Annotated in this window: 8 protein-coding genes; 5 read left to right on the top strand and 3 right to left on the bottom strand. The window is 69.7% G+C overall.

Going from position 1 to position 12948, the window contains the following annotated elements:
* The first annotated feature begins 60 nt into the window (after window positions 1–60).
* Complete coding sequence (locus BLU84_RS05870) at window positions 61–570, top strand: hypothetical protein (protein WP_074863951.1); 510 nt, start codon at window positions 61–63, stop codon at window positions 568–570.
* Between the two features lie 197 nt (window positions 571–767).
* Here the strand turns inward: BLU84_RS05870 and BLU84_RS05865 are convergent, their stop codons facing one another.
* The 3 genes from BLU84_RS05865 to BLU84_RS05855 form a co-directional block, all read right to left on the bottom strand.
* Entirely contained in the window at window positions 768–1376 is a 609-nt protein-coding gene (locus tag BLU84_RS05865) for a glutathione binding-like protein (protein ID WP_074863949.1), read from the bottom strand.
* A 98-nt stretch (window positions 1377–1474) separates the two neighbouring features.
* Window positions 1475–1933, bottom strand: coding sequence for a cell wall hydrolase (locus BLU84_RS05860; protein WP_074863946.1), 459 nt, complete (start codon window positions 1931–1933; stop codon window positions 1475–1477).
* 692 nt (window positions 1934–2625) lie between these two features.
* A complete protein-coding gene (locus tag BLU84_RS05855) occupies window positions 2626–4719 on the bottom strand; it encodes an NADPH-dependent 2,4-dienoyl-CoA reductase (RefSeq protein WP_074863944.1) in 2094 nt (697 codons plus the stop codon).
* Window positions 4720–4956: 237 nt separating this feature from the next.
* Here BLU84_RS05855 and BLU84_RS05850 point away from each other — a divergent pair, with 237 nt between their 5' ends.
* The 4 genes from BLU84_RS05850 (at window position 4957) to fusA (ending at window position 12907) form a co-directional block, all read left to right on the top strand.
* Window positions 4957–6489, top strand: a complete 1533-nt coding sequence (locus BLU84_RS05850) for a hypothetical protein (protein WP_074863942.1) — start codon at window positions 4957–4959, stop codon at window positions 6487–6489.
* The gene (locus tag BLU84_RS05845) at window positions 6486–7460 is read left to right on the top strand and encodes a hypothetical protein (protein WP_074863940.1); all 975 of its coding nucleotides are present in this window, start codon (window positions 6486–6488) and stop codon (window positions 7458–7460) included. Before BLU84_RS05850 ends, BLU84_RS05845 begins: the two co-directional genes overlap by 4 nt.
* Window positions 7453–10260, top strand: a complete 2808-nt coding sequence (locus BLU84_RS05840; protein WP_074863937.1) for an AAA family ATPase — start codon at window positions 7453–7455, stop codon at window positions 10258–10260. The genes BLU84_RS05845 and BLU84_RS05840 overlap by 8 nt, the downstream gene beginning before the upstream one ends.
* A 583-nt stretch (window positions 10261–10843) precedes the next feature.
* Window positions 10844–12907 carry an elongation factor G gene (gene fusA, locus BLU84_RS05835; RefSeq protein WP_074863934.1) on the top strand — a complete coding sequence of 688 codons (2064 nt, stop codon included), beginning with the start codon at window positions 10844–10846 and terminating at the stop codon, window positions 12905–12907.
* Window positions 12908–12948: the final 41 nt, after the last annotated feature.

The raw sequence follows: 12948 nt of genomic DNA, 5'->3' as shown, positions 1-12948 counted from the left end.
GCGGCGCGCTCGCGCCTCGGCGGCGGCGCGACAAGGAAGCATCGAGCACGAGGAAGAGCTATGCGCGACAGCGACGTTCCGGTGAAGACCAACGAAGGCCGCGACGAGATCGAACACCGCACGCGCAAGTTGCCGCCGATGCTGCGTTCGATCCTGCTGATCGTCGACGGCGAACGCAGCGCGCGCCACCTGCGCGAACTGGCGGTCAGCCTGCACGGCCCGGCCGATGCGCTGGAACAACTGGAAGGCATGGGCTTGATCGCGTCCTCGGCCGCGGTTGCTGCGAGCCTGGCCGCGCAGGCGCCGGTGCGCGCGGCGGCGGCGTCCGCGTCGGCCGATGCGGCGGCCTCGCCGCCGGCGCAGCGCTATCAGGCGCTGTATTCGCTGATGAGCGAGGCGGTGCGCGATCACCTCGGGCTGCGCGGCTATTTCCTCCAGCTCAAGATCGAGCGCTGCAGCAACAGCGACGAACTGGCGGCAGTGTTGCCGGAGCTGAGCGCGGCGCTGGCCAAGGCGCGTAAGGACGAAGTCGCCGCGCAGATCGAGGCGCAGTTCGCCGCGGGCGCGTGAGCGCGGTTTTCAGATAGAGCTGCTTTCGACTGGCACGGCTCTCAACAAGCATCGTCCCGATACGCGCGCAGCCCGCAAACGCGAGCTGCTGCGACAGCAGTCGCGCGCCGCGCCGCGCGACCCGATAAGCGCCGACAAAAAAAATCCCCCCGGCGCAACGCACCGGGAGGATCGGGTATTGCCGCAGCGCTACGCGCTTACAGGCCTTCGGCCTTCAGCGCAGCCTGCACGCCGCTGTCGGCTTCCATGCGCTGCTTGAACGCGGCCAGGTGCTCGTAGCCAGACAGATCGACCTTGGTCGCGGCGGCCCAGCGCAGGGTGATGTAGAGATACGGATCGGCGTAGCTGCGGAAACCGGCCAGCCACTGGCGATCGGCCAGGCGCTCGTCGGCGGCGGCGTACATCGCGCGCAGACGCTCGCGCGCGGTCTGGCGCACCACGTCGGCCTGGGCGGGATCGGGATGGAACTTGCCCGGCGAGAAGATCGGCACGAACGCCGGATGGATGTCGGAGTTGCAGTACGCCAGCCAACGCGCGGCTTCGGCGCGCTGTTGCGCGCTGCCGTCGCCGGCCAGTTGCGCCTGCGGGAAGGTGTCGGCGATGTAGCCCATGATCGCCGAGTTCTGGGTCAGCACGAACTCGCCGTCGACCACCGCCGGCACCGCGCCGGCCGGATTGATCGCCAGGAACGCCGGCGCCTTCATCGTGTCCTTGTCGACGATCTCGACTTCGAACTTGCCGCCGGCCCATTGCAACGCGATGTGATCGGCGGTGGAGCACGCGCCGGGCTTGCTGTAGAGCTTCATCAGTGGCGACCCTGTGGTAGTGAGCCGGCGACTATCGCCGGTCCAGAGGGAAATGCTCAAGCAAGCCGATGCAACGCTGCGTTACGAAGCGGCCTGGCTCAGCCGCGCCGCGGCTTGAGCGCCTGCACTTTGTAGAACGTGTGATCGCCGATCGTCGCCACCTGATAGGCATTGCGCCACGACGGGCTGGCGATGGCGTGGGCGGCGAAGTGGCTCGCGCCCGGTACGATCTCCTTGCGCTGACCGGCCGGCAGGGCCCAGTTGCGCTCCGCGGCCAGGGCCACGTTGACGGACTCGGCCCAGGCTTCGGAATTGCTCAGGCGCGTGCCCGGCGAGACCAGGGTCGGGGCGAACTGCTTGTTGGCGGTGACGACCTCGCACACGGTGTCGCCCCACAGGCCGCTGTCGCGGCGGCGCAGGGCCACTTCGGCGACGGCTTGCTGGCCGCGTTGGGACTGGTCGCGGGCTTCCAGGTAGACGGTGGTGCTCAGGCACAGCGAATCGGCGGTCTGCGGCGGAAGCACGGAGGCCAGCCACAATATCCAAGCCAGTTTCATATCGGACTCCTTGCTCCGTTGCGTCGGGCCGCACTGGGTCGTCCATCCTCCGCAGCGGAGGAAAGGGACGGCGGTGAGGCCGACATGGCGTACTGGGGAGGGCAGCGGCTCTAGCGGCGCGCTTTTGCCCCGTCACCGGGACCGGGGGCAAATGAGCGCCCGGGGCGGTGGTGGGTGCCGCCTCTGCAGGGGCGGCGGAAAAGTCGGCGAACGGTAGCGACGCGAATCCAAACCAAGACTGAACGACAAAATCCAAGTTTCTAATTTGGTTGGAGTTTTTATTCTGAACAGGCGCTAGGTGCTTGGTTCTGAAAGGCTTTGTGCCGGCACGAAGCGTGCCGAGGTTGTCTCACCCTTGTGTGAGCGAGCCGGTTCAGCAAAGTGGGGGAGGGGTGTTTGGCGTCTCCGGGCGACGGTGGACTCCGCTCGGGGTGGGATTTCGGGCCATGACGGCCAAGCCAACCCCACCGATTGGGGTAAGCGGTCGCGCATTGCCCTATCTGATCGGGTGCGCGGTGGGGCGAGCGCCTGCGAGGATGCCGCGATGGCGCCCTGCAGGAGCGACGCGAGTCGCGACTGCGGCAACGCAACTGCGATGAAAGCAGCGGCGTAGTTGAGTTGTCGCGGTCGCGACTCGCGTCGCTCCTACAGGGGGCCGCACACACATACATATATATGTGTGTGTGCGTGGCTCAGAGCTGCGCGGCGAGGCGGCTGGCCTGGGCGATCGCGCGTTTGGCGTCGAGTTCGGCGGCGACGTCGGCGCCGCCGATCACGTGCACCGGCCGGCCGCTGCCGGCCAGCGCTTCGGCCAGCGGCTTGTACGGCTCCTGGCCGGCGCAGATCACCACCTGGTCGACCGGCAGCGTCTGTTCGCTGCCGTCGATGCGGATGTGGAAGCCCTCGTCGTCCACGCCGACGTACTCGACCCCGCCGAGCATGCGCACTTGCTTGGCCTTCAGGGTCGCGCGGTGGATCCAGCCGGTGGTCTTACCCAGCTTCGCGCCCGGCTTGCCGGCGCTGCGCTGCAGCAGCCAGACCTGCCGCGCCGGCGGCGTCGGCTGCGGCGCGGCCAGGCCGCCGCGGTTGTCGGCGTAGTCCAGGTCCACGCCCCATTCGGCGCGCCACTGCGCCGGGTCCGGGTAGTGCGGGGCGTCGTCGCCCGAGTGCGGGCCGTCGTGGACCAGGAACTCGGCCACGTCGAAGCCGATGCCGCCGGCGCCGACGATGGCCACGCGCGCGCCGGGCACGACCCGGCCTTGCAGCACGTCCAGGTAGCTCACCACCTTGGCGTGGTCGCTGCCGGGGAAATCGACCCGGCGCGGGCGGATGCCGGTGGCGAGCACCACCTCGTCGAAGCCGGCCAGCGCGGCCGCGTCGGCGTCGGTGTTCAGGCGCAGCTCCACGCCGGTCTGCTCGATCCGGCCGGCGAAGTAGCGCAGGGTCTCGTAGAACTCTTCCTTGCCCGGGATCCGCTTGGCCAGGTTGAACTGGCCGCCGATGCGCGCGGCGCGGTCGAACAGGGTCACCCGGTGGCCGCGCTCGGCCGCGACCGTCGCGCAAGCCATGCCGGCCGGGCCGGCGCCGACCACGGCCACGCGCTTGGGCGTGGCGGTCGGGCGGTAGTTCAGTTCGGTCTCGGCGCAGGCGCGCGGGTTGACCAGGCAGCTGGCGTGCTTGTTCTCGAACACGTGGTCCAGGCAGGCCTGGTTGCAGCCGATGCAGGTGTTGATGTCGGCGGCGCGGCGGTTGCGCGCCTTGTTCACCCACTCCGGGTCGGCCAGCAGCGGCCGCGCCATCGACACCATGTCGGCGTCGCCCTCGGCCAGGATGCGCTCGGCCACGTCGGGCATGTTGATGCGGTTGGTGGTCACCAAGGGCAGCCGCACTTCTTCCTTCAGCCGCCCGGTGATGCCGGTGAACGCGCCGCGCGGCACCGAGGTGGCGATGGTCGGCACCCGCGCCTCGTGCCAGCCGATGCCGGTGTTGATCAGGGTGGCGCCGGCGGCTTCGATCGCGCGGGCCTGGGCGATGACCTCGCTCCAGGTCGAGCCCTCGTCGACCAAGTCGATCATCGACAGCCGGTAGACGATGATGAAGTCCGGCCCGCAGGCCTCGCGGATGCGGCGGACGATTTCCACGCTGAAGCGGTAACGCTGCGCCGCCTCGCCGCCCCAGCCGTCGCGGCGCTTGTTGGTGCGCGGCACGGTGAACTGGTTCAGCAGATAGCCTTCCGAGCCCATCACCTCGACCCCGTCGTAGCCGGCCTCGCGCGCCAGCCGCGCCGAGTTCACGAACGCCTTGATCTGGCGCTCGACCCCGCCGGCCGACAGCGCGCGCGGGGTGAACGGGTTGATCGGCGCCTTGAGCTTGCTCGGCGCCACCTGCAGCGGGTGATAGCCGTAGCGGCCGGCGTGCAGGATCTGCATGCAGATGCGGCCGCCGTGGGCGTGCACGGCGCCGGTCACCTGCTTGTGCTTGGCCGCTTCCCACGGCCAGCTGAGCTTGCCGCCGAACGGCTTGAGCCAGCCGACGATATTGGGCGCGAAGCCGCCGGTGACGATCAGGCCGACCCCGCCGGCGGCGCGCTCGGCGAAATACGCGGCCAGCTTGGGGAAGTCGGCGGCCTTGTCCTCCAGCCCGGTGTGCATCGAACCCATCAGCACCCGGTTGGGCAGGGTGCAAAAGCCCAGGTCCAGCGGCGCGAACAGATGCGGGTAGAGCGGATGCGCGCCAGTGTCGGCGGCCGGGGCGGAGGCGGGAGCGGTCGGGGCGGCCGTGGTCATTGCTGGCTGGATACGCTGGCGTATGGATTGCGCACGATGCCGGGAAAAGCCCTGGAATTCAAGGGGGAAACCACGCCTGCGTCGGGCACGTGCGCGATTTCGACGCAGCTGCGGGCCACTTTCGCAGCGCGGCCTGTGCAAACCGCGCGAAGACAGGCATGCCGGCGCGGCCAAAGCAACGGTTGTCACGCCCTCGCGCATCGCCGAACATGCCCGACCCCCCGTAGTCCGCCTTACATGGACGCCGCCGCCGACACCAGCCTCCAGGACTACCTGCGCGCCGACATCGTCGCCGCCGACCTTCCCGACCTGCAGCCCCTGCTGGGCGCGCGCGATCTGCTGCGCGCCTTTTCCACCCTGTTCCACGGCGGCGAAGAGTCGGTGATGGTGCGGCTGCTGGTGCTGCGCGCCATCGGCGAGCGCGGCCAGGCGCCGGACTGGAGCCCGCAGGAACTGCGCGAGCACTTCGCCTACCTCGACCCGGTCAAGTTCGACACCGTGATCGGCCGCCTGCGCGACAACGACCTGTTGCTGTGGGACGGCCACACCCAGCGCTACCGCATCAGCCCGGCCGGGCGCCAGGCGCTGGCGGCGATCGGCATGCTGCTGCAGTTCAACCGCGAAGGCGACGAACTGGCCTACGTGACCGCGCAGATCGCCGCCGGCCAGGCCGTCGGCCGGGTGCGTTCGGACGATCTGCAGCACCTGCTGTCGCGCTTGAACGAACTGCGCGAAGACTTCGACCAGGCGGTGCTGTCGGGCTCCGAACACCGCATCCAGCGCGCCGCCGGCACCTTGCAGCACGCCTGGCGCTGGATCGAGAAGGGCACCCAGATCGTCGAGGAGATCTCCGCCGACCTGGAACTGGACAGCCACACCCACCGCGTCGCCCAGCAGATCGGCCGCGCCCAGAGCGCGATGCTGCGCCAGGCCTCGGTGTTCCAGCGCGCGCTGAGCCAGCTCGACCGCCACCGCGTGCATTTGGGCGCGAGCGGCTTGTCCTCGTCGGACGTCAACCGCTTTCTGCGCGAACTCGACATCGACAAGCTCGCCGGCATCGCCGACGACCTGCTCACCCGCACCGCGATCCCGGCCTTCATGCTCGCGCCGATCGCGCTGGACGTGGCCGAGTACGAACTGGTCGAGCGCGAGCGCGAAGCGCGCGAGGACCAGTCGCTGCCGCCGGCGCAGGCCGCGCCGAGCGCGGAAGGCTCGCCCGCGGCGGCGACCGATTTCGGTTTCGCCGAGAACTGGCTCGACCAGCTCACCGCATTGGCCGGCGGCCCGCTCGCGGACGACGCATCGCTGCCGTCGACCACGCTGGCCGCGGTGGTGCCTCACGACAATTTCTCGCTCAGCGCCTATCGCCTGTCGCTGCTCGGCCTGATCGGCGATCCCGGCGCGGAGAACCGCGAAGGCGTTAGCGCGTCGATGGCGCGGTTGCCGCTGGCGTGGCGGGTCGAGCCGGTGTTCGAAACCGTCGGCCACTCCGGCGTGGCCTACATGAGCCGCGGCCGCCTGGACACGCTGAGCGAAGAAGACCTGCTGCGCGCGCGCCAGCCGCGCAAGCGCAAGGCCGCGGCCGAAGAGGGCGATGCAGCCGCAGCCGAACAAGGCGCGGCCGCCGAAGCCGCGCCGCGCAAGCGCAAGCGCGCTGCCGACAGCGATGCCGGCAACAACGAACACGACGACAAGAAGACCGCCGCAGGCGGCGCCGCACCCAAGCGGCGTGGCAAGAAAGCGGCCAAGGACACCGTACCCACCGCATGAACGACCCCATCGCTTCCCTGATCGCGCGTCTGTTGGCCGAACGCTGGCTGCCGCGCGACGACGCCGCGGTCCGCGAACTGCTGACCGACGCCGAACTGCGCAACGACCTCGACCGCCGCCTGGCCTCGGTCGGCATGCGCCTGCTCGAACATCCCTACGCCGCGCACGTCGCGGTCGGCATCGCCCGGCCGCAGGAATCGGCGGTGTTCGGCAGCGCCAAGGCCTGGTCGTCGACCAACCTGCAGCTCGACCGCGACGCCATCGCCTTGCTGGTGGTGCTGTGGGCGCTGCTGGTGCTGCCCAAGCGCCAGCGCCAGATCGCCCGGCAGAAGGCCGACCGGGACCAGGACCAGGAACAGATGTTCGCCGAGCTCAAGCCGGTGCCGGTCGGCGCCGAAGTGGTCGAGCCGATCAACGAACGCACGCTGATGGCCGACTTCGGCGACAAGCTCGGTGGCAAAACGCGCATCCAGTTCAACCTGGGTTCGCTGGCGCGGCAGGGCTTCATCTTGCGGCGCAAGGAAAAGATCCATGAAGGGCCGATGCTGGACTTGGCCTTCGATTACGAACGCATTGCCGGGCGAGTGATGGACGGCGCGCTGTCGTTCGTCGTCGCCGAGGCGCGCCAGCACGCGCTGGAACTGGCCGAGCGCGAAGCCGCCGACGCCGCGGCGCTGGAGGGCGAAGGCGCGACGGTGGCCGAACTGGCCGACGCCGCGCTGGCCGCGGCCGGCTTGCAGGCCGACGATTACGACGCGTTCCAGGCCGCGATCGAAGCGGTGGAAAGCGTCGACGAAGGCAATCTCGACGAAGTCTTGCCCGAGATCGCGCAAGGGCTGGCCGAAACGCTGGCGGCGGGCGAGGGCGACACGGACGCGCCGACTGCCGCACCGGCGACCGATGCCGAAGCGCCGGCCGACGCCGCACCACCGCACACCGACAAGCACGAGGAGGCCGCGGCCGATGTTTGAGTTCCGCTCGCTCGAAGTCGTGCACTGGGATTACTGGCAGCGCTTCCAACTGCCGCTGGACGCGTCCATCGTCACCGTGGTCGGCCCCAACGGTTCGGGCAAGACCACCTTGCTCGATGCGCTGCGCACCCTGCTGGCGATCGAAGACCGCGACACCGCGCGCGACTACAAGACCTACCTGCGCCACAACGGCAAGCCTTATGCCTGGCTGCGCGCGGTGGTCAGCAACAGCCCCGACCGCCGCGGCGGCCGGCCGTTCTTCCCGATCAAGGACGATCAGGTCACGCTCGCCTGCCGCATCCGCAAGCGCGGCGGCGACTGGAGCCGCGACTACCAGATCGTCGGCGGCGACGTGCCGGTGGAGACGCTGGAGCAGGGCGGCGAATGGCTCGGCGTGCGCGATTACCGCGTGCGTCTGGCCGGCGCCGGCCTGACCCGGGCGATCTGCCGCGTGCTCACGCTCGAGCAGGGCGCCACCGACAAGCTCTGCCAGTACTCGCCGCGCGAACTGCTGCAGCTGATTTTCGACGTGTTCGAAGACAAGGCCGTGCTCGACGACTACCAGCGCGCGCGCACCGAGCAGTTCGACGTGGAGAAGGAATTGCAGCAGCTCGGCCAGGACTTGGCCGGCCTGCATCTGCGTTTGGAATCGGCCAAGGCCGACGTGCGCTCGTTCGAGGAATACAACGCGCTGCGCGGCCAGCGCCAGCGCCTGGAAAGCGAGATCGCGCCCAAGGTCGAACTGGCCGACCAGCGCAACGCCATCGAAGGCGCCAAGCCGCGCCTGACCGGCCTGCGCCGCGCGCTGCGCGAACGCGAGCGCATGCTCGACGAGATGCAGCGCGAGGACCAGATCGCTTCGGGCGGTCGCGAGACCCTGGTCGAAGCCATGCGCGAGGCGCGCCGTCAGGTCGGCGCCAGCGAACAGGCCTTCACCCAGGCCCGCGACGCCGCGCGCGACGCGGAAATGCTGGTCAAGCGCCGCGACGAACTGGCCAAGCTGCAGGCCCAGCGCGGCGATTTGGACGTGGACTCGCTCAGCGCCGCGGTCGAGAACGGCCGCCGCCGCCAGGCCGAGCTGAAGCTGGAAGCCGAGCGCGACCGCAAGCGCGCCGGCGAGCTGGCCGCGCAGTTGGCCGCGCTCAGCGGCGGCGGACGCATCGTCGAGCCGTTCGAGCGCGATTTCCGCGCCAGCCTGCTCAAGTCGAACATCGACCACCGGGTGCTGACCGAACTGGTCGAGATCGTCGATCCGCAATGGTCGGTCGCGGTCGAAGCGGTGCTGGCGCCGTACCGGCATCTGTTGGTGCTGGAAAACCCGAAGGACGCGCGCGCCGCGTGGCAGCTCGGCGAAAGCCAGCAGTACCGCCACTTCATCGTCGCCGAACGCGCGCCGGTGCCCAAGCCCAGCGCCGGTTCGCTGCTGGAAGTGGTGCGCTTCTCGGCCGATCCGCCGGCGTGGCTGCCGCGCCAGCTCGACCGCATCCGCCGCGTCACCGACATCGAGCACGGCTCGCGCCTGCCGGCGCAGCAGGACTGGATCACCCAGAAGGGCTATCTGCGCGAAAGCCGCGGCGGCCGCCACATCGGCGGCGGCCAGCAGCACTTCGGCAGCGGCGCGCGCCAGTCGCAACTGGCCGAACTGCGCGCCGAGCAGGAAACCATCGTCCAGCGCGCGCAGGCGCGCGAAGCCGAGTTGCAGGAACTGAGCCAGCGCGTGGACGCGGACCAGTCGCGCCTGCTCGGCCTGGATGCGACCCAGGAATTGGTGACCCGCGCCGGCGAATTCGCCGCCGCGGCCGAGCGCCTGCCGGAGCTGGCCGAAACCGCCGCCGCCGCCGCCGCGGCGTTGGCCGAAGCGCGCGCGCGCATCGACGCGGCCGGCGACCAGGACAAGGCCGAAGGCATCGCTGCGGCCAAGCGCCAGGGCCAGATCGACGCGCTGGCGCGCGAGCTGCGCGAGCGTTCCCAGCAGATCAACGGCGAGCGCCAGAGCCTGATCCAGCGCATCGTCGATTACCGGCGCAAGCGCGGGCTCATGCCCGAATCCTGGCGCACCGCGGCTGCGCTGCACGCCGCGCGCGAGGAATACGAAAGCGCCTCGGCGGTGCGCCGCGAGATGGAGCGCATCGACGACCGCCTGGAACGCGGCGGCTTCGTGACCGACGAGTCGTGCGTGCCGATGCGCGACAAGATCGGCGCCGACCACGACGAGCTGGCCAGTTCGATCATGCGCCGCGAAGGCCATCTCGATCGCGCCAAGCGCCTCACCGAGGAAGCGCGCGGCGCCTACATCAACGTGCTGCGCGCGACCGTGCGCCGCTACAAGAAGAACCTGGCCGCGCTCGGCGAGCTGGCCGGCATCGGCGTCGACGCCGACATGCCGGAACTGGCCAACAACGACGTGGCGCTGGCCCAGGCCGGCCTGTCGGTGCGCTTCGACTTCGACCGCAAGGGCTGGATCGGCCTGGACGACGGCGAGGCCTCCGGCGGCCAGCAGGTGATGAAGTCGCTGCTGCTGCTGGTGGCGCTGCTGCGCGACGAAGACCAGCCGGGCGGCTTCGTGTTCATCGACGAACCCTTCGCCCACCTGGACGTGTTCAACATCGAGAAGGTCGGCCGCTTCCTGCGCGCCACCGACGCGCAGTACATCCTGACCACGCCGATCACGCATAACCTCAACGTGTTCGACCCGTCGGACCTGGTGCTGACCACGAGCAAGCGCCGCGGCGGCAACACCTGGGCCGAGCCGGTGGCGGTGCTCAAGCGCCAGGTCGAAGCCAAGGGCAAGGCCGCGTAACGCGGCTTCGCGATCTACCTGTAGGAGCGGCGCAAGCCGCGACTGCGACAACGCAACTACGCCGCAACCTTCGTCATGGTTGCGTTGTCGCGGTCGCGGCTCGCGCCGCTCCTACAGGGGGCGAACGCGGCAGCGCGGGGTTTGGAACGATAAATCCCATCGCGCAAACCCCCGCGCGGCTTGACTCCCGCCGCGCCGCCCCTACGATATGCACACGCAACACCCACCCCTTTCCTCAGGCCGCCCCATCATGCAGCGCTTCCCGCTCCTGATATCGCTGAACGCCCTGCGCGCGAGCGCGGGCCGGGTGCGCCTGCCTCCTGCGATCTTGGCTTCGCGGTCGAACTGACCAACCGCGCTGAGCCGAGTCGCATGAAAGCAAGCACCCATCCGGGTGCTTTTTTATTGCCCGCTGTTTGCGAAACCGCCGGCCCGCTCCGGCTTTCCTTCTAACCGCATCGCCCGAACACCCAAGGAGAACGTGTCGTGAATACCACGGAAGACACCCAAGCCTAGCCGCGCGTCCCGCAGCCAACCGGGTCGCGCGGCGACCCTGACGTTGGCCACGAGTGCGAACCTTTTTATGAACACCCCGCTTACCGGCAACACCCCCATCCGCCGCTGGCGCAACCTCGGCATCATCGCCCACGTCGACGCGGGCAAGACCACGCTGACCGAACGCCTGCTGTGGAAAACCGGCGCGATCCATCGCACCGGCGAAGTCCACGACGGCGCCGCCACCACCGACTTCGACCCGATCGAACGTCGCCGCGGCATCACCATCGGCGCGGCCGCCGTGCAGGCGCGCTGGACGCCGCACGACGGCGCCGAGCATCGCCTGACCGTCATCGACACCCCGGGCCACATCGACTTCGCGATCGAAGTCGAACGCTCGCTGCGCGTGCTCGACGGCGCGGTCGCGGTGTTCAGCGGCGTCGACGGCGTGCAGCCGCAATCGGAAACCGTGTGGCGCCAGGCGCGCCGCCACGGCGTGCCGCTGATCGCGTTCGTCAACAAGATGGACCGCGTCGGCGCCTCGCTCGAGCGCACCCTGACGCAGATGCGCGACAAGCTCGACGCGGTGCCGTGGGCGCTGGGCGAAACCGTCGGCGCGGAATCCGACTTGAGCGGCTGGATCGACTACGTGGCGCGCGAAAGCGTGTCGTGGGACGACGCCGGCACCCTGTCGCGGCAGGCGTGGACGAGCGAAGAAGCGGCCCGTTTCGAACCAGCGCGTCAGCGCCTGATCGAAGCGGTCGCCGACCACGACGACGCGCTCGCCGAGGCTTTCCTCGACGCTCGCGCCATCGACGCCGCGCTGCTCAAGGCCGCGCTGCGCCGGGCCACCCTGGCCGGCGCGGGCACCCCGGTGCTGGCCGGTTCTGCGTTCAAGAACAAGGGCGTGGAACCGCTGCTCGACGCCATCGTCGATTACCTGCCGTCGCCGCTGGACCGGCCGGCCGTGTGCGCGCAAAGCGAACGCGGCGAGGTCGAACTGGCGCCTGACGCGAACGGCCCGCTCGCCGGTCTGGTGTTCAAGATCGTGCAGCAGGAACACGGCGCGCAGACCTTCGTGCGCCTGTACTCGGGCACGTTGCGGGTCGGCGACACGGTGTGGGCGTCACGACGCGAGAAGGCGCTGCGCGTGGGCCGTCTGCAAGTCGTGCAGGCCGACCGCGGCCAGGACGTGGACGTGGCGTATGCGGGCGAGATCGTCGCGGTCGTGGGCTGGAAAGACGCGATCAGCGGCGAGACCCTCAGCGATGCCGGCGAGCGTTTGGCGCTCGACAGCATCCAGGCGCAGCCGGCGGTGTTGTCGTGGCGGTTGACCGCGGCCAAGGCCAGCGACCTGATTCGTCTTGGACAGGGCTTGGCGAGTCTGGCCCAGCAGGATCCGTCGTTCCGTGTCGGTACGGATGCGGATACGGGCGAGACCTTGGTCTGGGGCATGGGCGAGCTGCATCTGGAAGTGATGGTCGATCGCCTGCGCGAGCTGTGGAACGTCGATGTGCGCACCGGTTCGCCGCGCGTGGCCTATCAGGAAACGCCGAGCCGCGCGGTGCGAGGCGTGGAGGGCAAGCTGTCCAAGCAGACCGGCGGCAGCGGCCAGTTCGCGCGTGTGGTCATCGATGTGACCCCGCGCGAGGACGGGCAGTTCGAGTTCGTCGACCGCACCGTCGGCGGCGTGGTTCCGCGCAACTTCGTCGGCGCGACCGAGAAGGGGCTGCGCGCGGCGTTGGCCGAGGGGCCGCAAGGCTTCCCGGTGGTGGGGCTCACCGTCGCCTTGACCGACGGCGAAACCCACGCGGTGGACTCTTCGGAGATGGCGTTCCAACGCGCCGCCGCCGAGGCGCTCAAGGCCGCGCTGGCGCAAACCGGCACGACCCTGCTCGAACCGGTGATGGCGCTGGTGGTGGACACGCCTGCGGCGAACGTCGGCGACGTGGTCGGCGACTTGCAGCGGCGTTCCGGCCGGGTCTTGTCGATCGAGGACAAGGGCGGCCGCAGCGATGTCACCGCACGCGCGCCGCTGGCGCAGTTGTCGGGCTATACGACGACGCTGCGTTCGCTGAGTCAGGGCCGCGCGTCGGCGTCGATGGTGTTCGACGGCTACGAAGTCGCGCGCGGTTTGCCCAAAGCCGCATAAACGGCGCTAAACGGAAGTAAATGGAATGGGGGCCGGTTCGC

Source organism: Lysobacter enzymogenes (genome assembly GCF_900106525.1).
Classification (GTDB): domain Bacteria; phylum Pseudomonadota; class Gammaproteobacteria; order Xanthomonadales; family Xanthomonadaceae; genus Lysobacter; species Lysobacter enzymogenes.
The sequence above is the reverse complement of the archived record's forward strand: the minus strand, read 5'-3'. Positions and strand labels throughout refer to the sequence as shown.